Source organism: Methanocaldococcus bathoardescens, from assembly GCF_000739065.1.
Taxonomy (GTDB): Archaea; AGJL01; Methanococci; order Methanococcales; family Methanocaldococcaceae; genus Methanocaldococcus; species Methanocaldococcus bathoardescens.
Genome location: NZ_CP009149.1, coordinates 494,225 through 516,525, shown reverse-complemented (window position 1 = coordinate 516,525; position 22,301 = coordinate 494,225). Strand labels below are relative to the sequence as shown.

At 31.3% G+C, this 22,301-nt stretch carries 22 protein-coding genes; 15 read left to right on the top strand and 7 right to left on the bottom strand.

Annotated elements, in window-relative coordinates; genetic code table 11:
• Positions 1-144 precede the first annotated feature (144 nt).
• Both JH146_RS02625 and JH146_RS02620 read right to left on the bottom strand, forming a co-directional pair.
• Entirely contained in the window at positions 145-1,413 is a 1,269-nt protein-coding gene (locus JH146_RS02625; protein ID WP_048201566.1) for an ATP-binding protein, read from the bottom strand.
• A 60-nt stretch (positions 1,414-1,473) separates the two neighbouring features.
• Complete coding sequence (locus JH146_RS02620) at positions 1,474-2,898, bottom strand: phosphoadenosine phosphosulfate reductase domain-containing protein (protein WP_048201565.1); 1,425 nt, start codon at positions 2,896-2,898, stop codon at positions 1,474-1,476.
• Between the two features lie 83 nt (positions 2,899-2,981).
• Here JH146_RS02620 and JH146_RS02615 point away from each other — a divergent pair, with 83 nt between their 5' ends.
• On the top strand, positions 2,982-3,284 hold the full coding sequence (locus JH146_RS02615) for an FUN14 domain-containing protein (protein ID WP_048201564.1): 303 nt from the start codon (positions 2,982-2,984) through the stop codon (positions 3,282-3,284).
• 41 nt (positions 3,285-3,325) lie between these two features.
• On the opposite strand, the gene JH146_RS02610 is transcribed toward JH146_RS02615, so the two are convergent.
• The gene (locus tag JH146_RS02610; RefSeq protein WP_048201563.1) at positions 3,326-3,673 is read right to left on the bottom strand and encodes a DUF555 domain-containing protein; all 348 of its coding nucleotides are present in this window, start codon (positions 3,671-3,673) and stop codon (positions 3,326-3,328) included.
• Positions 3,674-3,940: 267 nt separating this feature from the next.
• Here JH146_RS02610 and argB point away from each other — a divergent pair, with 267 nt between their 5' ends.
• Positions 3,941-4,828 carry an acetylglutamate kinase gene (argB, locus tag JH146_RS02605; protein WP_048201562.1) on the top strand — a complete coding sequence of 296 codons (888 nt, stop codon included), beginning with the start codon at positions 3,941-3,943 and terminating at the stop codon, positions 4,826-4,828.
• A 101-nt stretch (positions 4,829-4,929) separates the two neighbouring features.
• The gene (locus JH146_RS02600) at positions 4,930-5,379 is read left to right on the top strand and encodes an HAD family hydrolase (protein WP_048201561.1); all 450 of its coding nucleotides are present in this window, start codon (positions 4,930-4,932) and stop codon (positions 5,377-5,379) included.
• On the opposite strand, the gene JH146_RS02595 is transcribed toward JH146_RS02600, so the two are convergent.
• Positions 5,376-6,524, bottom strand: coding sequence for a vWA domain-containing protein (locus JH146_RS02595; protein WP_048201560.1), 1,149 nt, complete (start codon positions 6,522-6,524; stop codon positions 5,376-5,378). The two genes, JH146_RS02600 and JH146_RS02595, sit on opposite strands and share 4 nt — an antisense overlap.
• Positions 6,525-6,604: 80 nt before the next feature.
• On the opposite strand from JH146_RS02595, the gene JH146_RS02590 reads away from it, so the two are divergent.
• Positions 6,605-6,949, top strand: a complete 345-nt coding sequence (locus tag JH146_RS02590) for a hypothetical protein (RefSeq protein ID WP_048201559.1) — start codon at positions 6,605-6,607, stop codon at positions 6,947-6,949.
• Between the two features lie 83 nt (positions 6,950-7,032).
• On the opposite strand, the gene JH146_RS02585 is transcribed toward JH146_RS02590, so the two are convergent.
• The 3 genes from JH146_RS02585 to JH146_RS02575 are packed head-to-tail and all read right to left on the bottom strand — an operon-like array spanning position 7,033 to position 9,172.
• Positions 7,033-7,662: a hypothetical protein gene (locus JH146_RS02585; RefSeq protein WP_048201558.1), complete on the bottom strand. Its 630-nt coding sequence runs from the start codon at positions 7,660-7,662 to the stop codon at positions 7,033-7,035.
• Positions 7,652-8,782, bottom strand: a complete 1,131-nt coding sequence (locus tag JH146_RS02580; RefSeq protein WP_048201557.1) for an AAA family ATPase — start codon at positions 8,780-8,782, stop codon at positions 7,652-7,654. The genes JH146_RS02585 and JH146_RS02580 overlap by 11 nt, the downstream gene beginning before the upstream one ends.
• A 9-nt stretch (positions 8,783-8,791) precedes the next feature.
• Positions 8,792-9,172, bottom strand: a complete 381-nt coding sequence (locus JH146_RS02575) for a CopG family ribbon-helix-helix protein (RefSeq protein WP_048201556.1) — start codon at positions 9,170-9,172, stop codon at positions 8,792-8,794.
• Between the two features lie 477 nt (positions 9,173-9,649).
• Between JH146_RS02575 and mcrB the strand changes: the two genes are divergently transcribed.
• From mcrB to tfrB, 11 genes are all read left to right on the top strand, one after another.
• Positions 9,650-10,993: a coenzyme-B sulfoethylthiotransferase subunit beta gene (gene mcrB, locus JH146_RS02570; protein ID WP_048201555.1), complete on the top strand. Its 1,344-nt coding sequence runs from the start codon at positions 9,650-9,652 to the stop codon at positions 10,991-10,993.
• Between the two features lie 11 nt (positions 10,994-11,004).
• Positions 11,005-11,805, top strand: coding sequence for a coenzyme-B sulfoethylthiotransferase subunit gamma (mcrG, locus tag JH146_RS02565; RefSeq protein ID WP_048201554.1), 801 nt, complete (start codon positions 11,005-11,007; stop codon positions 11,803-11,805).
• Positions 11,805-13,463: a coenzyme-B sulfoethylthiotransferase subunit alpha gene (gene mcrA, locus JH146_RS02560; RefSeq protein WP_048201553.1), complete on the top strand. Its 1,659-nt coding sequence runs from the start codon at positions 11,805-11,807 to the stop codon at positions 13,461-13,463. The genes mcrG and mcrA overlap by 1 nt, the downstream gene beginning before the upstream one ends.
• 262 nt (positions 13,464-13,725) lie before the next feature.
• A complete protein-coding gene (locus tag JH146_RS02555) occupies positions 13,726-14,469 on the top strand; it encodes an ATP-binding protein (RefSeq protein ID WP_048201552.1) in 744 nt (247 codons plus the stop codon).
• A 134-nt stretch (positions 14,470-14,603) separates the two neighbouring features.
• Positions 14,604-15,731, top strand: a complete 1,128-nt coding sequence (locus tag JH146_RS02550; RefSeq protein ID WP_048201551.1) for an iron ABC transporter substrate-binding protein — start codon at positions 14,604-14,606, stop codon at positions 15,729-15,731.
• Positions 15,732-16,122: 391 nt separating this feature from the next.
• Positions 16,123-17,169 (top strand): FecCD family ABC transporter permease, encoded by a 1,047-nt coding sequence (locus JH146_RS02545; protein WP_048201550.1) that lies wholly within the window; start codon positions 16,123-16,125, stop codon positions 17,167-17,169.
• 16 nt (positions 17,170-17,185) lie between these two features.
• Entirely contained in the window at positions 17,186-17,941 is a 756-nt protein-coding gene (locus JH146_RS02540; RefSeq protein WP_048201549.1) for an ABC transporter ATP-binding protein, read from the top strand.
• Positions 17,942-18,043: 102 nt separating this feature from the next.
• Complete coding sequence (locus JH146_RS02535; RefSeq protein WP_048201548.1) at positions 18,044-19,258, top strand: U32 family peptidase; 1,215 nt, start codon at positions 18,044-18,046, stop codon at positions 19,256-19,258.
• A 63-nt stretch (positions 19,259-19,321) separates the two neighbouring features.
• Positions 19,322-19,840 (top strand): hypothetical protein, encoded by a 519-nt coding sequence (locus JH146_RS02530; protein WP_048201547.1) that lies wholly within the window; start codon positions 19,322-19,324, stop codon positions 19,838-19,840.
• Positions 19,841-19,913: 73 nt separating this feature from the next.
• Complete coding sequence (locus JH146_RS02525) at positions 19,914-20,825, top strand: calcium/sodium antiporter (RefSeq protein WP_048202589.1); 912 nt, start codon at positions 19,914-19,916, stop codon at positions 20,823-20,825.
• Positions 20,825-22,294 carry a fumarate reductase (CoM/CoB) subunit TfrB gene (gene tfrB / locus JH146_RS02520; protein ID WP_048201546.1) on the top strand — a complete coding sequence of 490 codons (1,470 nt, stop codon included), beginning with the start codon at positions 20,825-20,827 and terminating at the stop codon, positions 22,292-22,294. Before JH146_RS02525 ends, tfrB begins: the two co-directional genes overlap by 1 nt.
• Positions 22,295-22,301 lie beyond the last annotated feature (7 nt).

Below are 22,301 nucleotides of genomic sequence, written 5' to 3'. Positions count from 1 at the left end.
TTCCTTCTTTGTAGGTAAACATTTTATAATTATTTCCCTCTCTATAAGGAAAGATATAGGACTTTCGCAGTTTATATATCTAATAAGGAATTTGGATGCCTTTAAGCATTTCCATTCAATAAAAATTTTATTCCTGCAAAAGTCCTATTTAAATAAACTCCATTTCCAGAATGGAATTACCTTAATTTTAAAACCATTCTCTTCAATAATATCCTCACAATCAAAAGTTATTAGCATTAAATTACTGCATTTTAGCTTTTTCCCAATTTTAACAAATTTTTTAACCTCTCTATCATAATTATCAAAGTTTAAGTCATAGCAAACATTTATTAGGCATTTTATCTCTTCATTCTCTTTAATTAAAAAATCGACCTCTCCGTCACTATCTTCATAATAAAATAGGTTTTCGTTCTCAATAAAGCCCCTCCTCCTCAACTCAACAAAAACAGCATTTTCTAAATACTTCCCTTTATCAGCTGAATGCTTTATATCGAAAATCCTAATAAATCCATTATCGATAACATAAATCTTTGACATGCTCTGACTTATTTCCCTTAAGCTATATGAGAATTTTTTTAGTGGAAAGATAAAGTAACAATCATTTAGATAGCTTAAATACTCATATAAAGTGTTTTTGCTAACTTTTATCCCCATTGATTTAAAGTAATTAACCAACTTGTTTATAGAGATTTTTTTAGTATGAGCATTTATCAAAAATTTAACAAATAGCTTTAAAATTTGGATATTTTTTATGCCATATCTTTCAACAACATCTCTAAATATGATTGTTCTTAAATATTCCCTCAAAATTTCTTCCCTATTCTCTTCCTCCATAACAACCTCTGGAAATCCACCATAAGTTAGATAATCATCCAAATATCTTAAAATTAAAGCTTTATCTTGCTCAGTTAAAATATCATCAAACTCAAATCCTTTAAATCTTAGATACTCTTTAAATGATAATGGAAATAGCTCTACACTCAAACATCTACCTCTTAACTGTGTAGCAATCTCCTTTGATAACAACTTAGAGGATGAACCAGTTAAATAAACCTTATGCCCTTCTCTTTCAGTCAATCTCTTTATAACAACCTCCCAGTTTTCAACCTCCTGTATTTCATCAAAAAAGAATGTTATTCTTTTATTGGGATAAATTTCCTTACCAACTTTTACAATCTCTTGAAGTGTCTTTATTGTTGGCGGAAAGACCCTATCATCATCCAATGGGAAAAATATATCATTATTTGTTTTTTTAAACACATCAAAAAGTAAAGATGTTTTTCCAGACCTTCTAATTCCTATAATAACTAATGCTTTATTAGTTTTTGGTAACTTTACATCTCTTGGAATTAAATGCATCTCTTTTTGTTGATACTCCTTAATGATTGCTTTAATTATTTCCCTTTCATCCATGCTTTCACTCTTTGTAGGGAAAGATTTTATAATTATTTCCCTATATAGAGGGAAGGATATTTAAAGTTTATGTCTCCATCTCCACAATCCCTTCTTTATCCATTCCTCTCCCAAGTTATGTTTCTCAGCATATTCTCTCAAAACCCTCTCCCATTTTTCCCATAACTCTGGGAACTCCCTCTTTATTTTATCCATTTCTCCCATTTCCATTGCTGGACACATGAAACAGCCAATTCTGTCAAAACCTTTCTCATACAATTTGTTGTAAGGTGCTTTTTCTCTCAATAAATATATCCAAACATGTAAAGTACTCCAATGGAATATTGGAAGAGCATTTATTTGTTTTTTAATGTATGTGTTTCTATGAACTCTTTTTTTAGTAGCTCTATTGAAACTTTCATATTTTCTAACCCCAACAAATGCCAAGACATCATCTTCATAATTCTCTTCAATAAATCTCTTTAATGGCTCTAATTTACAAATCTCAGAGCACCATCTATAATCTCTTGCTGGAATGCCATATTCTTTAACTTTTTTCCAGAAATTTTCCCCTTTTAATTTAATTATTTTAATGCCGTAATGCTTTTCAACATCTTCAACGTTTTTTAACGTTTCCTCAAATTCTAAGCCGGTATCAATAAATATAACATCAATATCTTTTCCTAAAGCTTTTAATGTTAAAATTAAGGTGGTTAAACTATCTTTCCCTCCAGAAAATGCTACCATAACGGGCTTTTTTATTCTTTCATAAGTGTTTTTTATAAATCCAAGGGCATTTCTTTCAAATGCATCTATAACTCCTTTATTAGCTTTAACCATTAAATCAAATGCTTCCTCTAAGCTATCATAAACCTTTCTAATTTCATAATTTTCTTCATCATCTTTAATAAAAAATCTAACCTTAACAACTCTACCTTTTTCCATGTTTTTTATTTCTTCAGATGAAACAGTTGCTAATCCTACACCTACAACTCTATTATTTTCATCAACTATTATTACATCATCTCTTTCTTCAATATCATCTGTAAATTCAACTATCCCAGGTCTTAAAACAGAACCCTTTCTATTTTTCAAAACTTCTACAACATCATTTTTTATTTTAATTATTTTTTTATAAGCCCCTTTTTCTATCAAATCCCTTGCTCCATTTAATTTTAACTTAATTTTCCATCTTTCCTTATTTTCATCAAAGTAAATTAGGTATTTAACTTCTCCATCGACTATAACTTCGTAAGCTTCCTCATTACCCGGAAGTTTATTTAGTAAAATAATTTTTCCATTTAACACATTTTTAGCTCCAAATTCTTCTTCTATAATTTTATTTATAAAGTCAATATCATACTGAAATCCTAATCTTGGGTCTCCGGGGGGAGTTAATTCTACTTCCTCTGCTTTTGAACCGCAAACTTCACAAACTCTTCCTAATAATGGAATGTTGCAGTTTTTACACCATTTTAAATGAATCTTCCCAATGTATGTTTTCATAGACATCACTCTTAGAAGAAACTTTTTTATATATTATAAGCTAAAGAAATTTTTAATTAATGCAATTAGTAAGGTGATTATTTATGGATATTACTCAATTTTTTCCAGATATAGGTAGTGGATTTGTTATTGGATTTGTAGTTGGATGGGCTGCAAAAAAGGCTATAAAGGTAGTAGCATTTTTAATAGGGATTTATATATTAAGCTTACTTTACTTAGCTAAAATAGGTGTTATAAGTATTAATAAAGAGGCATTTTCAGCATTGCTTGGAAATCTTGAAAACTCAATATTGGTTTTTGGGGATAAGATTATTGGACTTGCACATTCAATATCCTTTGGAACCTCATTCCTTGTAGGATTTGGATTAGGATTTAAAAAAGGATAAATGATAAATTATAGAAGAATTTTATTAATCTTTTTTTATTTTTATTTTTCCAACTCTACAACATCAACAGGTTCTAATGGAATATTTTTTAAAACTTTTCCAATTGTTGCTTTAGCTATTCTTATAGCATGCTCTGGACTTTCAGCATTAAAGACTTTCATAGATAACAAAACACCAACTAAAGCTGTTCTTGCTACAACTAATACACAATCTACCAACTCTCCACATTTTGGACAGATGGTTAATCCAATATCTATATCCACATAGTTTAATCCTTCTTTATTCAACATTTTCCCTATTTGAGATATGGTGACGCTTATAGCGTCTTCTACATCATCTACGTTTCTCACAACATATGCAGCTTGTAAAGTCACATGATAATTCGGCATCTTCTCTCACCAACCACCAAAAATCTCATTTTATTTAAAAATTTATTTAAACTCTTAACTCTCTATTAATTATCTTACTTACAGATTTACTATTATTTAAAGTTATTGTTTGATAAGTTTTAAATAGTCAATCTTCAAATGTTTGATGATGAATAAGGTAGTTATAAAGCCTCTTTGAGGCTTTATATTTATTCCTTTAGTGGATGTTTCATATTCGAAGATTGACTATAGCACTTTTATTCACTTTAAACTTAAAAAATTATAGGGATGGATATGATAGAAAAAGCAGAGATTTTAATGGAAGCTCTACCATTCATACAGAAATTCTATGGAAAGACTTTTGTTATAAAGTATGGTGGCCATGCGATGATTGATGAAAAGGCAAAGAATTGGACTGCCCAAGATGTTGTTTTGCTGAAGTATGTTGGAATACATCCAGTTGTTGTTCATGGTGGAGGGCCTGAAATTAACAAAGCTATGGAAAAGATGGGTAAAAAGCCAGAATTTGTTCATGGTTTAAGAGTTACTGATGAAGAAACTTTAGATATTGTTGAAATGGTCTTAGCTGGAAAAATTAATGGGGATATTGTTTCAAAACTATCAAAATTTGGTGGAAAGGCAGTTGGGTTATCAGGAAAATCTGGAAGGATTATAATTGCAAAGAAAAAAATAAAATACATTAAAAATGAGAAAGGGGAAGAGATAGCTGTAGATTTGGGTAGAGTTGGAGAAACAGTAGAGGTTAATACTGAACTTTTAGAAATTCTGATAAACAACGGCTATATTCCAGTCATATCACCAATTGGTTTGGATGAAAAAGGGGAGGCATATAACTTAAATGCTGATACGGTTGCTGGAGACATAGCTGGAGCTTTGAAAGCGGAAAAGCTTATTTTAATAACCGATGTCGATGGAATAATGGATGATATAAATAATCCAGAAACTTTGCATAGGAAATTAACTGCCTCAGAACTAAAAGAAATGATAGAAGATGGGAGGATAAAAGGAGGAATGATTCCAAAGGCAGAGAGTGCTTTATATGCTCTAAAACATGGAGTTAAAAGTGTTCATATAATTAATGGAAAAATACCTCATGCTTTATTGTTGGAAATATTTACAGAGGAAGGTATTGGAACTATGATAACAAGGGATTAAAAACTAAAAGGATTTTGGCTATTAGATATTTTATTAGCTAATTTTTTATACATCTTTTTTTAAAATCTTAGAAAAATAAAAAAATTTTTTGGTTGATACGTATGATTATTCTTTTAGATTTAAATGGGACAATAGCCACTGATGGAAAGATAAAAGAAGGGGTTAAAGAAAGATTATCTATTTTAAAAGAAAAAGCTGAAATATATATTTTGTCGGCAGATACTTTTGGAACTTTAAATGAGATAGCAAAAGATTTAAACGTCAAGGGCATAAAAGTAGATAGAGAAAAATATGGTAGTGAAAAAATAGCTAAACTAAAAATTTTAGAGGACTTAAAAAAAGAAAATCCTGATAAAAAAATTATTGCCATAGGTAATGGAAACAATGATGAATTATTATTAAAAAATGCTGATTTGGGAATTTGCGTTATTGGAGATGAGGGAGCTTGGAGCAAAACAATATTAAGCTCAGATATTGTTGTTAAAGATATAAATGATGCTCTCGACTTGATATTAAAAGATAATCGGCTAAGAGCGACAATTAGAGATTAAATTAATATGTCAAAAACCTTTTCAGCTGTCTTAGATGTTAATTCATAGATTGTTATAGCATTGTCAGATATCTGTTTTAAGCTAACTGTTGGTTTTGTATTTATGCATATGGAATAAATCTTTATTCTTCTCTTCTGTTTCTCCTCTCTAATCTTCTCTAAAAACTCCAAAGATATTTCACACTCTCCATCTGTAATAAAAACAATGTCTCCATTAAATTTTAACGCCTCTCTCAACGGTTTTTCAAAATTTGTCCCTCCTCCATAAAATACAGAGGCAAAATCTAAAATTTCATCAAAAGATACCTTTTTTTCATAAATTTTTATGTCTCTAACACCATCATCAAACAAAATTGCAATATATCTTTTATTTCTTTTTAAAGATATATCCATTAAGCAGAGAGCAATTGCTTTTGCCCAAATCTCCTTGTTTCCTCTCATAGAACCACTTAAGTCCAAACAAACAACAAAGTCCCCGCAATTTTCATTATTTTCTAATATTTTATAATTTAAAAGTTTATTTTCATTATACCTCCTTAGCAAATCAATAAAAAGTGTTTCTTCAGCAAAGTTTTTATACTCTGAAGGAAGCAGATTTATTAAATTATTTCCAAAGTTTATTGAATACTTCTCTCCTGAAAAGTGCTTAATTTTTGTTTTATATTTTTTTATAGCCATTCTTTTAAATTTTCCTAATATTTTTATAAATTCTTTGAGTTTATTGTTTTTTAATAACTTTTCAGTTAATTCCAATTTTTTCTTTGGGTCAGTATGGCTTTTATATCCTTCACCAGAACCAAAAGAGCTGAAAGATGATGTTATATTTTCCATATAACTTTCAAGCTCATCTAACAGCTCACTTATATCCTCTTCTTTACTTTTTTCCTTAAACTCTTTAAATTTCTCACAAAAAAATTCAGTGGCAATTAAAGAATAGTTTTCATCCAATGTAGTTATTGATTTTATATTCTTGAATCTTCTATCTCTTACAATTTTTTTAATTAAATCGTTTTCTTCCAAAATTTCAACTTCATACTTAAAGAATAAATAAAATATTATCTCCGTCTCTTTTTCACTTAAATGAAAGGTAATTTTATCTTTACATCTCTCCCAAACCATCTTATCATACTTATCATATCTAATCATTTTCCCACCATAATACTAAACTTAAAATAAATCATAAAATATATATACTATTTTATATAAAAGTATTACACGGTGAGATTATGGAAGTGAATCTTTTAAGTATTTCTATAAAACCCCCTACAAAAATCCCTAAGAATAGAACTGTAGAGCTAAATGTTGACTGGAACATTGAGTATAAAAAAATGGACGCAAAGAAATTCAGCTTTGTATGTAATATTAAAGCCTATGGTGAGTTTTCTTTTGAAGCATACATTGAGGGGGAGATAAATACTGAGAATGACTATGACATCATCCCAGAATTTATATCTATAAGTATAGTAGAAAATTTAATGAAATCTATCCCTAAATTAGTTGGCTATACTCAACAATTTAGAATTGAAGAGAATGTTTTTGTTAATCAGCCTGTATCTCTTGCATCACAATAGTTTTTTGCAAAACATTTTGGAATACATAAGGTATTTATGAACGCCTTCCTAAAGAAAGGCGTTCAAATTTTCCTTTCTTAATTTTAATAAGTTTTGCAAAAAACTATAATTAAGCCTTTATTTCCAAAGTCCCTTAAAATTAGTGGGATAAATTCATAAATTAACTCTTTGTCATATTTATAAAGCTCTTTTATTATATAAAGGGAATATTCATTAAAATTCTCAAAAAGCTTTAATAAAATTGCCTCTTTGTTGTCTGATTTCATTATTAACTTAACCAATACTTTAGCATAAACTTTATTGTCTAATTTCTTTATAAGTTTTGGATATGCATAGATTGTTAGTTTTGAAGGGATGTTTGCCAAAGCTTCAGCACTTGCAAATCTAATGCACTCAAACTCACTGTCTAAGAGCTTTATTAAGTAAGGTATATAGGTATAGACCAAATTTGGATATTTAATACCAACCTTTTCTATAATTTTTATACAGTAGTGTATAATAGCTCTATTTTTTGAATCAGAAGTGTATTGAGTTGAGATTATATCTTCAAATCCTCTTTCCTTTGTTGATGTTAATAACTCAAAAACATCATCTAATATATTTAATTTAACCAATTCATCAACTTCCATTTTATACAATTCCTTCAAAACTTTTAATTTCTCTCTATTTCCATAGTTTAGTTTTAATTTCTTTTTATACTCTTCAGAATTCATTTAAAATCCCTTCAATATAGGTGTTGAAGTCATCCGTCTCTTTAATGACTTCATCAATAAAATCAGTTTTTCTTTTGTTTATTAGTGCTTCATTTCTTATTTTTTTCAATTCTAATCTTATATATGCCATTTTACAAAGAATTTCAATTAATTTGTTGTAATCTTTTTTACATTCACTAATTTTTTTAATGTCTATATATTTAAGCTCATTTTTGAGATTTTTAATGATTTCTACCTTATCTAAAACCTGTTCAGCATATTTATTAGTTATATCAAAGACAACCTTTGAAACGACCAATATATCATCCACATCATCCCAAAATATATGCCTTAATATCTCTAAATCTTCAATTTCTGCTTCTTTCCTACCATTTAGATAGGCAAAACACTTAATCGCTTTAACTGATTTTTTAAATCTTCTATCTGAAATATAGATATGATTTTGAGACAACTTCTTCTTTATATCAACTAAATACCCAATAATATTTTCTATATCAACTTTATTAGCTTTTTCTTGCATCTTTCTAAGTTCTTTTATAGTTATTATTGTTTTTGGCTTATACTCTTCATCCAATTTAATGAGCTTTACTAAATTCTCACAGCTCTTTATCCCATTAACAACTTTCCTAAACAAAAACCTATCATAGAAAGCTAATAACTCATTTTCTTCAGGCAGTTCATTTGAAGCTCCGAACAAACTAATTAATGGAGCTTTCTCTATCCTATCCCCATTATGATAAATTCTTTCATTGATTATCGAAAGCAAAGCGTTTAATATAGAGCTATTAGCCTTAAAAACTTCATCTAAGAAGGCAATTTCAGCTGTAGGCAAATAACCAGAAGTTTTCCTAACAAACCTATCATTATCTTTCAACTCTTTAATACTCAAAGGGCCGAATAATTCATCCTCTGTTGTAAATCTTGTTATAAGTTTTTCAAAGTAATTAGCGTTTATATGTGAGGCAATAGCCCTAATTAATTGTGATTTCGCAACTCCTGGATTTCCTAAGAATACAGTATGTTCATTAGCTAAGATTGAGGTTAATGCAATATCTATTTCTTCCCTTCTTTCTAAGAAGTAAGAATTTAGCTCTTGTTTTATTTTCTCGAGTTTATGCATGATTTCACTCTAAATGCTAATTGTAGTTAGTTGGGCAAGTTCAACATTACTAATACCTTTTAATTTATTTGCTAATTCAATTATTCTATCCCTCTGCCCTTTAATTGCAATCTTTCTAATGATTTTTCCTTCAAACGGAATTTCGAGAGATATTATCACAATATCTCTATATTGGCTTTCCAATTCAATAATATCTTCAACAGCCTTTGAGTTGTAGATAACTGTTATTTCGCCAATTTTTGATTCAATTCTACTAAGCCAGTCATATTTTTTTACATAATACTCTAAAGCCCTCCTTATGAATTCTGAACGGGATATTTTTTCTTTATCTATAATTTCATCAACGTCCTTTAGCAGTTTTTTCTCAATGGTTAGTGAAATCCGTTCCATAGTATCACTTTTGTAATACTTATTTGCAGAATAGTATTAATAGGTGTTTGGTATAAAAATATTACTATTAAAAATTAAGAATTAAAATATATTTAAATATTGTTTTTATGAATATTTTAATTTAAGATAAAACTTTATATTAAAAACTAAACCGAAAATATTATATATGATGAATTTTGTCATATCACGTATGCCATAGGAATCACTCCCACAATAGAACTTACGCAGAGGTCTATACTTTATTGTATTAATGATGCCTAAAGGCATCAAATTTCCTTTATGGATTCAAAAATTGCGTAAGTTCTATTGCATATTGGGCTCACCTCTGTGAGGATTCAGAATTTATTTTTTTATTTTAATATTATTATTCTTATATTTTTTAGTAATTTTTAGGAAAAAATAGAAAATTTTATATACCTATTACTATTATTTTTTGTAGTCGTAGTATAATATTAACAAAAATGGCTGGTGTTGATAATGCTACATTATGAAGATAGGATAGATTTATATGACGAGAGAGGGAAGTTGTTAGAGGAAAATATCCCATTAGAAGCGATAAGCCCGTTAAAAAACCCAACAATTGAGAAGATAGTTAATGACATTAAGAGGAGTGTTGCGATAAACTTAGCAGGAATAGAGAATGCTTTAAGAACAGGAGCCGTTGGAGGAAAGGCCTGTTTCTGTCCAGGAAGAGAATTGGATTTACCAATTGTAGAAAACGCTGAAATTATTGCTGAAAAGATAAAAAGAATGGTTCAAATTGATGAAGATGATGATACAGTTGTTAAGTTAATCAACGGAGGTAAGCAGATACTCTTACAATTGCCATCAAAGAGATTGAGAGTAGCTGCTGACTATACAGTTTCAGCATTAATTGGAGGAGGGGCAACTGTTCAGGCAATTGTTGATACTTTTGAAGTTGATATGTTCGATGCTCCAGTTGTTAAAACAGCAGTTATGGGAAGATATCCACAAACAGTTGATTTCCATGGGGCAAATATTGCTACATTATTGGGGCCGCCAGTTTTATTAGAAGGGCTTGGTTATGGGTTGAGAAATATTATGGCAAACCACATTGTAGCAGTTACAAGGAAAAAGACATTAAATGCTGTTGCTTTGGCGTCAATATTGGAGCAGACGGCAATGTTTGAGACAGGAGATGCATTAGGAGCTTTTGAGAGATTACACTTGTTAGGTTTAGCGTTCCAGGGATTAAATGCTAACAATTTAACATTTGAGCTTGTAAAACAGAATGGAAAGGACGGAACAGTTGGAACTGTGGTAGCTTCAGTCGTTGAGAGAGCTTTAGAAGATGGAGTTATAAGACCTTTAAAAACAATGCCTTCTGGATACACAGTTTATGAGCCAGTAGATTGGGCTTTATGGAATGCCTATGCAGCATCAGGTTTAGTTGCTGCGGTTATTGTTAACGTTGGGGCTGCAAGAGCAGCTCAAGGTGTTGCTTCAACTGTCCTTTACTACAACGATATCTTAGAATACGAAACTGGTTTGCCAAGCGTTGATTTTGGTAGAGCAGAGGGGACAGCAGTTGGTTTCTCATTCTTTAGCCATTCAATCTACGGAGGAGGAGGGCCTGGAACATTCCACGGAAACCACGTTGTTACAAGACACTCAAAAGGATTTGCTATCCCATGTGCTGCAGCTGCAATGTGCTTAGATGCTGGAACTCAAATGTTCTCAGTTGAGAGAACTTCAGCATTAGTAGGAACTGTTTATAGTGCTATTGACCACTTAAGAGAGCCATTAAAATATGTTGCTGAAGGGGCTGTAGAGATAAAAGAAAAAGAAAAAGTTATCTAAATGGTGATTGGATGGCATACAAACCACAATTTTATCCTGGAAATACAATAATTGCTGAAAATAGAAGAAAGCACATGAATCCTGATGTTGAGTTAAAGAAATTGAGAGATATTCCAGACGATGGGATAGTTAAGATATTAGGACATAGAAACCCTGGAGAGAGTTATAAGACAGTTCATCCACCATTGGAAGAAATGGACTTTGAAGAGGATGTTATTAAAGAGATTGTTGAACCAATTCAAGGAGCTAAGGAGGGAGTTAGAGTTAGATACATCCAGTTTGCTGATTCTATGTATAATGCCCCAGCTCAACCTTATGACAGAGCAAGAACATACATGTGGAGATTTAGAGGGATTGATACTGGAACATTATCAGGAAGACAAGTTATTGAGATGAGAGAGCTCGACTTAGAAAAAATCTCTAAGAATTTCTTAATTGATACAGAATTCTTTGACCCAGCAACTTGTGGAATAAGAGGGGCTACAGTTCACGGGCACTCATTAAGATTGGATGAAAACGGCTTGATGTTTGACGGTTTGCAGAGATACATCTATGATGAAAAGACAGGACATGTTTTGTATGTTAAAGACCAAGTTGGAAGACCTTTAGATGAACCAGTAGATGTTGGAGAGCCGTTACCACAAGATTACTTGGCAAAAATAACAACAATTTACAGAAAAGACAACATTGGAATGAGAGAGGATAAAGAAGCTTTAGAGGTTGTTCAAATAATCCATGAGGCAAGAACAAAAGGAGGATTTGGTTTAGAAGTATTTAAAAAAGATTTGAAAAAGAGATTAGGTGAAGAATAATGGACGTTGAGAAAAAACTCTTCCTAAAAGCATTAAAAGAAAAGTTTGAAGAAGACCCAAAAGAGAAATACACCAAATTTTATATATTTGGAGGATGGAGACAATCAGCAAGAAAGAGAGAGTTTGTTGAATTTGCTCAAAAATTAATTGAGAAGAGAGGAGGAATTCCATTCTACAACCCAGATATTGGAGTTCCTTTAGGGCAAAGAAAGTTGATGACCTATAAAATATCAGGAACTGATGCTTTTGTTGAAGGGGATGACTTACACTTCTGCAACAACGCAGCAATACAGCAATTAGTTGATGATATTAAAAGAACAGTTATTGTAGGGATGGATACAGCTCACGCTGTATTAGAGAAAAGGTTAGGGGTAGAGGTTACACCAGAAACAATTAACGAATACATGGAGACAATCAACCACGCTTTACCAGGAGGGGCTGTTGTCCAAGAGCACATGGTTGAGGTTCATCCTGGTTTAGTTTGGGACTGTTATGCTAAGATATTTACAGGAAATGATGAATTAGCAGATGAGATTGATAAAAGGTTTTTAATTGACATAAATAAAGAATTCCCTGAAGAACAGGCAGAGATGTTAAAGAGATACATTGGAAATAGAACTTATCAAGTAAGTAGAGTTCCTACAATAGTTGTTAGATGTTGTGATGGAGGGACAGTTGCAAGATGGAGTGCAATGCAAATAGGAATGAGTTTCATTACTGCCTACAAATTATGTGCTGGAGAAGCGGCAATTGCTGATTTCTCTTACGCTGCAAAGCACGCTGACGTTATCCAAATGGGAACAATATTGCCAGCAAGAAGAGCAAGAGGGCCTAATGAGCCAGGAGGAGTGCCATTTGGAATATTTGCAGATATAGTACAAACATCAAGGGTTAGTGATGACCCAGCTCAAGTAACATTAGAGGTTATTGGTGCAGCAGCAACATTCTACGACCAAGTTTGGTTAGGAAGTTACATGTCTGGAGGAGTAGGATTTACACAGTATGCATCAGCAACATATACAGATGATATTTTAGATGATTTCATCTACTATGGATTGGATTATGTTGAGAAAAAGTATGGTTTATGTGGAGTTAAGCCAAGTATGGATGTTGTTAAAGATATAGCAACAGAAGTAACTTTATACGGTTTAGAGCAGTATGATGAATACCCAGCTTTATTAGAAGACCACTTTGGTGGTTCTCAAAGAGCAGGGGTTACAGCAGCTGCAGCTGGATGTTCAGTAGCGTTTGCAACAGGAAACTCAAACGCTGGAATTAACGGATGGTATCTAAGCCAAATTATGCATAAAGAGTATCACAGCAGATTAGGATTCTATGGTTATGACTTGCAAGACCAGTGTGGGGCAGCAAACTCATTATCAATTAGAAGTGATGAAGGTCTGTTACATGAATGTAGAGGACCTAACTATCCAAACTATGCAATGAACGTCGGGCATCAGCCAGAGTATGCAGGAATTGCTCAAGCTCCTCATGCGGCAAGGGGGGATGCGTTCTGTCTAAACCCAATAATTAAAGTAGCGTTTGCAGATGACAACTTAATATTCGACTTCAAGTGGCCAAGAAAGTGTATAGCAAAAGGTGCTTTAAGAGAGTTTGAGCCAGCTGGAGAAAGAGATTTAATCATCCCTGCGGCATAATCCATTATTTTTAATTTTTGCTTTAAATTTTATTTAATTTTATTTTTTTGAGCTTTATATTTGATTTTTTAAGTTTTTAGTTTAATTAAAGGAAATATAGTATTGGATTAGGAATTTAGATGCCAAAGGAGATAAGTTCTACCAGACGGAGTTTTATGGAACAACAAAATATGCATTTTTACATTTTTTTATTTGGAGAAAGATTTATATGGAAAAGAATAATATTTTTTGTTTGTCAAAATAAAATTTTTGAGGGAGGAGTATGAAAATTTCTATCTGTGGAAAGGGAGGTTGTGGAAAAAGCTCAATAACAACATTAATGGCTAAGGAATTTGCTAAAAATGGTTATAGAGTTTTAGTTATTGACGGGGATGAGTCAAATTTAAGTTTGCATAAGTTGTTAGGCATGGATATGCCAAAGGACTTTATAGAGTATCTTGGTGGAAGAAAAGAATTCATGAAAAAATTAAAATCACAACCTAAAGAAAATGTTAAGCTATTTGAGGAGTTATCAATTGAATCTCTTCCAAAGGATTATCTGGTAGAGAAAGATAATATAAAGCTTTTGGCAATTGGAAAAATCCACGATTTTGGAGAAGGTTGTGCATGTCCAATGGGAGTCTTGCTTAGAGAATTTTTAAAGAGTTTAAAGTTGAAAGATAAAGAGGTTGTTATTGTTGATACTGAAGCTGGAATAGAGCATTTTGGTAGAGGAGTTGAGGGAGGGTGTGATGTTATCATAGCAATAATAGACCCAACTTATGAATCTATAAGATTATCTCAAAAGATTGAAGAGATTGGAGAGAAATTGGGTAAGAAAGTTTATTTCATAGTCAATAAGGTAGATGATGAAACAAAAGATTTAGTCCTTGAAAATATTAATAAGGATAAAGTTATTGCAGTTATTCCAAATAATAAAGAAATTATGAAATATGGATTAAAAGGAGAAGAATTAAAAGCTGAAATACCTGAAATTAAAGAAGTTGTGGAATTTTTAACTAAATAACTTTTTCTATTTTTTTACATCATTTTTATGAATATTGCTATATTTTTAAGATTATTTTTGATAAATTACCGAAATATATATATTTGATATTAAAAATTTTATGTTCATATCATATAACCTAAAATGGTGACAATATGTTAAAAAAGCTAATAGGTTTATTAACAATTCTAATTGTTGCCATTGGGTTTTGTGGATGTATGGAAAATACGGTAGAGAATAAAACTCAATTAGCTAATGAAGATACTGGAAAGATAAAGATAGTCGATGCTATTGGTAGAGAAGTTGAGGTTCCAAAGGAAGTTAATAGAATAATCTGCTCAGGCCCTGGATGTTTAAGATTAATTGTCTATCTAAATGCAACCGATAAGGTTGTAGGAATTGAAGGCTTTGAAAAGAAAAAAAGCACAGGAAGGCCTTATATAATAGCACATCCAGAGCTTTTAAACCTTCCAGTAATTGGAAATGGTGGGCCTGCAGATATAGGCAAAGGGCCTAATTTAGAGCAAACTTTGAAAGTTCAGCCAGATGTAATATTCATAACTTATGTAACTAAAGAAAAAGCAGATGAAATTCAGCAAAAAACTGGAATTCCAGTTATTGTTTTAAGTTATGGAAAGTTGGCAACATTTAATAATGAAGACATCTTCAACTCTTTAAGAATAGTTGGAAAGATTTTAGGAAAAGAAGATAGAGCTGAAGAAGTTATTAAATTTATAAAAGATTGTGAAAATGATTTGAAAAATAGAACAAAAGACATTCCAGATGAAGAAAAGCCAACTGTCTATGTTGGAGGAATTGGATTTAAAGGAATGCATGGAATTGATAGCACTCAATGCAAATATCCACCATTTGAGGTAGTTAATGCAAAGAATGTTGCTGATGAGTTAAATAAAGAGGGGCATGCATTTGTTAATAAAGAACAAATCATAGAATGGAATCCTGACTACATATTTATTGATGAAGCAGGATTAAAGTTAGTTATTGAAGATTACAACAAAAATACAGAGTTTTATAACTCATTAAAGGCATTTAAGAATGGAAATGTCTATGGTTTATTACCATACAACTTCTATACAACAAACATTGGAACAGCATTAGCAGATGCATACTACATTGGAAAAGTTCTCTATCCAGAGAGATTTGCTGATATAAATCCAGAAGAAAAGGCAGATGAGATTTACACTTTCTTAGTTGGTAAGCCAGTTTATGAAGAGATGAAAAAGCAGTTCGGTGGATTTAAGAAATTAGAGTTTAGCAGTTAATGATATTCACTTTAATAACCATAAATTTTTATTTTTATTGATTTTTACTAAAGCAACCACAATTTTATTTATAGTTTTTTGCAAAATATCTTGAAAGAAACTTTTAGAAAAAGTTATATGAAAACCTAACGGTTTTCATTGCCCGAAGCTAACGCTTCGGTTTCATCAAAAAATTACTGTGTATACCAATAGGGCGAAGCCCTATGGTTGTTAAAATATCTTGGAATGAATAAGGAACATAACGAAGCTCTTGAAGAGCTTCAAATATGCCTTTTTAACTTTATAAGTTTTGCAAAAAACTATATTTTTCCTTTAATTAAAAATCTGGATATTTTTTAAGATTATCTGTGGTATACAGAAATTTGTTATAAAAATTTAAAGATGGGGTACTATGGACATTCCTCAGAAGTATAAGCGATATACAAAAAAGAAGATAACTTTTGGAATTATACTGTTTATAGTTCTATTTTTAAGCTCAATTTATGCTTTATGTGTAGGGGATTATAAATTAACTGTTAATCAGGTTGTAAATGCTTTGATGGGTTATGAAAATAGCAGTATAGATTTGGTTGTTTGGAACATTAGATTACCGAGAATATTTGCTGCAATAATTGCAGGGATGTCTTTGGCTGTTGCTGGGGCAGTTATGCAATGCATTTTAAGAAATCCATTAGCAAGTCCATTTACAATGGGAATTTCTCATGGAGCAATGTTTGGTGCATCTCTTTCCATAATTTTATTCGGATTAGGAGGAGCTGAAAGTAGCGGTAGGATATTTATAAACAACCCATACATGATAACAGTTTTTGCATTCTTAGGAGCTTTAATTGGAGTTGTTGTAATTTTATTCCTTGCAAAGTTAAGGGGTTTAACACCAGAGGCTATAATTTTAGCTGGTGTGGCAATGAGCTCATTATTTACAGCTGGAACTATGCTTATACAATACTTTGCAGATGATTTGCAGTTAGCAGCAATGGTTTATTGGACTTTTGGTGATTTAGGCAGACCTCTATGGGAAGAGATTTATATCATGGCAGGGATTATGATTCCTTCTTTATTATATTTCATTTATAAGAGATGGGATTACAACGCCTTAGAAGCTGGAGAAGAAACTGCCAAATCATTAGGTGTTGATACAGAGAAAACACGATTAATTGGAATGCTTATAGCTTCACTTTTAACAGCTGTAGATGTTGCATTTTTGGGAATAATTGGATTTGTAGGTTTAATCTGCCCACATATAGTTAGAATTTGTATTGGTGGAGATTATAGGTTTTTAATTCCAATATCTGCATTATTTGGGGCTGTTCTGCTATTAATAGCAGATACATTTGCAAGGACAATAATTGCTCCAATTGTCTTGCCAGTTGGGATATTAACTTCATTTTTAGGAGCACCAATGTTTCTCTATTTGCTATTGAAGATGTATAAGAAATAAAAAATATGGTGATTTAATGATTCTATCTGTTGATGGAGTTGAATTTGCATACAAAAGTAGGAAAATATTAAATAATATAAAATTTGAGGTTAAGAGGGGAGAAGTTGTTTCCATTCTTGGGGTTAATGGGGCTGGAAAATCAACACTCTTAAAATGCATAAATAAAATTTTAAAGCCAAAAAGAGGAACAATATTAATTGATAATTTTGATATAAATAAATTGGATGGATATGAATTGGCAAAAAAGGTAGGTTATGTTCCGCAGAGAGCTGAAGGAAACTATATGACTGTATTTGATGCTGTTTTATTAGGGAGGAAACCACACATAAAATGGGAAGTAACTAATAGGGATATAGAAATAACCCACAAAGTTTTAAAGCTTTTAAACTTAGAAGATTATGCTTTAAGATACACAAATGAGTTGAGTGGTGGAGAGTTGCAGAAAGTGATAATAGCAAGAGCTTTAGTTCAGGAGCCACAAATTTTGTTGTTAGATGAGCCAACAAATAATTTGGATTTAAAAAATCAGTTGGAGGTTATGAGAATTATTAGAGATATATCAAAATCCCAAAATATTGCTTCAATTGTAGTTATGCATGATTTAAATTTAGCTTTAAGATACTCTGATAAGTTTATAATGCTAAAAAATGGAGTGATTTTTGCTGAAGGAGGGAAAGAAGTTATAAATCCAGAGAATATTAAGGAAGTTTATGGAGTTGATGTTTATGTTGAAAATGTTAGAGGGATTCCTATAGTTGTTCCAATAGGATAACATTTTTTATATTATGAAATAATATATTATCAATTGCTATTTTGATACCTCTAAATATAATTTAAAATTTAAATGAATTTATAAAATTTTTAAGTGATGCTTATGGTAGAATTGCTATCACCAGCTAATGATTTAACATGTTTAAAAACTGCTATTGATTATGGAGCAGATGCTGTTTATTGTGGATTAAAAGAACTAAACATGAGGGCAAATGCAAAAAACTTTACAAGGGAAGAATTAATAGAAGGAATTAAATACGCTCACGACAACAACAAAAAGGTCTATCTCTGCACAAATACAGTTGTTTATGAGAATGATTTAAAGAAAGTTAAGGAAATTTTGGACTTTGCAAATTCTGCTGAGGTTGATGCTGTAATAGTTAGCGACTTAGGGACTATGCAGTTGGCTAATGAGTTGGGATTGAGAGTTCATGCAAGCGTCCAATGCAACATAACAAACTCCTTAACAGCTAAGTTCTATTCAAAGTTTGCTAAAAGGGTTATACTATCAAGAGAATTAACTTTAAATCAAATAAGAGAGATTAGAGAGAATTTAAAAAAAGATGGAGTTAATTTAGAGTTAGAGGGCTTTGTTCATGGTGCTTTGTGTGTGGCTATAAGTGGAAGGTGTTTTTTAAGCTCATATCTCTTTGGAAGACATGCAAACTGTGGGGACTGCCTACAACCATGTAGAAGGAAGTGGAAGTTGATTAATGAGCATCATGATGGAACTTATGAAGTGGTTTGCGAAGGAAAATATCTACTGTCACCAAAAGATTTATGTATGATTGAGCATATCCCAGAATTGATGGATGTTTTTGATTCATTTAAAATAGAGGGTAGGGCAAAGAATGCTGATTATGTTATGAGAACAACAAAGGTTTATAGAGAGGCAATAGATAGTGTCTTAGATGGAACTTATTATGATAAACTTCCATATTTCAAAAAAGAGCTTCAAAAAGTCTATAATAGAGATTATGATACTGGATTTTACTTTAGAGATATCAATAAAAATCATGACTTCCAATATGAGATTGAGGGGAATGCATCAAAGTATAGAAAGGTTGAAATTGGGAGAGTTGTTAATTTTTACAAAAAGGTTAATGTGGCTGAGATTGAGTTATGGGGAGATTTAAAAATTGGAGACACAATACTAATAATTGGAAAAACTACCGGATGTGTTGAAGAGATTGTTAAATCAATGCAGATAAACCATAAAGATGTTGAGATTGCCAAAAAAGGAGAGAGAGTTGGAGTTAAGTTGAATCATTTGGTTAGAGAAGGGGATAAAGTTTATTTGTTGAAAGAAACAGAATAAAAAAGCTATAAATATTATTATAGTTATAGGTATCAATTAAAATAATGTGGGGGGAGTTTGGGCATGGTAAGTATAATTAAGAAGTTTATTAAAAAATTAACGCTTCCTGAAGATGAATACAGGAAATGGTTAGCACATCAAAAGGGAGAAGAATTTGAGAGTTTTGTTTTGAATAATTTATTTCCTGAAAAATATTTTGAACTTTTAGATATGACTCATAATTTTGAAACAAATTCTAAAAGATACGTCAAAAAATCATTAAAGCCTGATTTTCTTTTAAAAGATAAAAAAACTGGTAAGATTTTTTATGTTGAATGTAAGTATAGAAGCAAATTATATCAAGAGAAATTCCATTGGGCTAAAGATAAGGAACAATTCCAAAGATACAAAGATATTGAATCCAATGAAAATATACCAGTATATATTGCCATGGGACTTGGAGGCACAGCAGATAATCCAGAAAGAATATTTTTAATGCCCTTAAAAGAGATTAAATATCCGGCTCTTTTTCCAAGCGTTTTAAGGGATTGGGAAATAAACAACATCTATGACATTTTTAGGATTGTCAATGAAAGAAAGTAAAATTTAAGAATGGAGAGATTTATAATTTCCCCAATGACCATTTATAATTTTCAAAGAATATTGGGTAGATATGATGCTAATTTTGGGGATTGGTTATTTTCTATTGGGGCTTATTTTGCTGTATTATGGAAGTGATTGGTTTGTCTTAGGGAGTGAAAGGATAGCAAGGCACTTCAATGTATCAAATTTTGTCATTGGAGCTACGGTTATGGCTATTGGGACATCCTTGCCAGAGATATTAACATCAGCCTATGCTTCTTATATGCATGCTCCAGGAATATCTATAGGAAATGCAATTGGTTCATGTATTTGCAATATTGGTTTAGTTCTTGGAGTTAGTGCAATTATAAGTCCAATAATAGTTGATAAAAATTTGAGAAAGAATATATTTGTCTATCTCTTGTTTGTGATATTCACTGCAGTTATAGGAATTGATGGATTTTCATGGATTGATGGAGTTATCTTATTAATTTTATTTGCTATCTATTTAAGATGGACTGTAAAGAATGGAAATATTGAGGAAATAAATGAAAATAACAATAAAAATAACCCTTCAATGGTATTTTCCTTAGTTTTATTAATAATTGGTTTAGTTGGAGTTTTGGTTGGGGCAGAGCTTTTTGTAGATGGAGCAAAAAAGATAGCTACCGCTTTAAACGTCTCTGATAAGATTATTGGATTCACATTAGTAGCCTTTGGAACCTCTGTCCCTGAATTAATGGTTTCTTTAGTAGCAGCAAAAAGAAATCTTGGAGGAATGGTTTTAGGAAATGTTGTTGGAAGTAATATTGCTGATATTGGAGGAGCTTTAGCTCTTGGAAGCTTATTTATGTATCTTCCACCAGAAAACCTTCAAATTGCTATATTGACAGTTATGAGCTTTCTGCTATATTTATTTGCAAAATATTCAAAAATTGGAAGATGGCAGGGAATTTTATTCTTAATTATATATATAATAGCAATAGCTTCTTTGGGGATGGGATAATGGTAAATATAAAGGTTAAGAGGTTTAATGGAAAAAAAGAATACTTTGAGAACTATGAAGTTCCAGAGAATATTACTGTCTTAGAAGCATTGGAATATATAAACAAAAATTATGGAGCCAACATTTTATTTAGAGCTTCATGTAGAAATGGGCAATGTGGCTCTTGTGCTGTAACAATAAATGGAGAGCCAAAATTAGCATGCGAGACAAAAGTAGAAGATGATATGGTTATTGAGCCATTAAAAGGATTTAAAGTAATTAGAGATTTGATTGTTGATAGGGAATCATATTACAAAAAGTTATTAGGCATAAAGAACTACCTTATAAGAAAAAACTATCCTAAAGAACTTGAAATTATTCTTCCTAAATATGTTGAAGAAAATAAAGAGCTTAGGGGATGTATTGATTGCTTATCTTGCCTATCTACATGTCCAGCGAGAGATGTTAGCGATTATCCTGGTCCAACATTCATGAGACAGCTTGCAAGATTTGCATTTGATAAGAGGGATGAAGAAAATAGAGAAATGACTGCATATTTTGAAAATATTTATAACTGTACAACCTGTGCTAAGTGCGTTGAGGTCTGCCCAAAAGAGATTGATATTGTTCATAAAGCCATAGAAAAATTGAGAGCTTTGGCATTTAGTAAAGGTTATTACATAGACAACCACTTAAAAGTTAGGGAAAATGTTTTAAAATATAATAGAAGTGTTATTGAAGAAGAAACACCATTATTAAGACAGGTTGATGATTTCTACCCTGCTGAAAATGAAAAGTTAAGGGTAGCGTTTTTTACAGGATGTTTGGTTGATTTTAGATTGCAAAATGTAGGGAAAGATGCAATAAAGGTTTTAAATTCTCATGGTGTATCAGTTGTTATCCCTAAAAATCAGGTTTGCTGTGGCTCTCCATTCTTTAGAACTGGACAGAGAGATGTTGCTGAAAAATTAAAAAAGAAAAATTTGGAGATATTTAATAAATTGGATGTTGATTGTGTTGTAACTATATGTGCTGGCTGTGGATGCACATTAAAAAATGATTATAAGGAGAGAGAATTTGAAGTTAAAGATATAACAGAAGTTTTAACTGAAGTAGGGCTTTTAAAATATAAGCCATTAAAAATGAGGGTCACTTACCACGACCCATGTCATTTAAGAAGAGGACAGAAAATATATGAGCAACCAAGGGAGATTTTAAAAGCTATCCCTGAACTTGAATTTATTGATATAGAGGCAAGGTGCTGTGGAGCTGGAGGGGGTGTAAGGAGCGGAAAACCAGATATTGCCAACTTGATAGGAAAGAGAAGAGCAAAGATGATTTACAATGCCAATGTAGATACCGTAGTTACAGTTTGCCCATTCTGTGAATATCATATAAAAGATAGCTTAAAAAAGTTTAAAGAAGAAAATAAGTTAGATAAAGATATAGATGTTATGAATATTGTCTCTTTATTGAGTAAAGTAATTTAAATCGTTT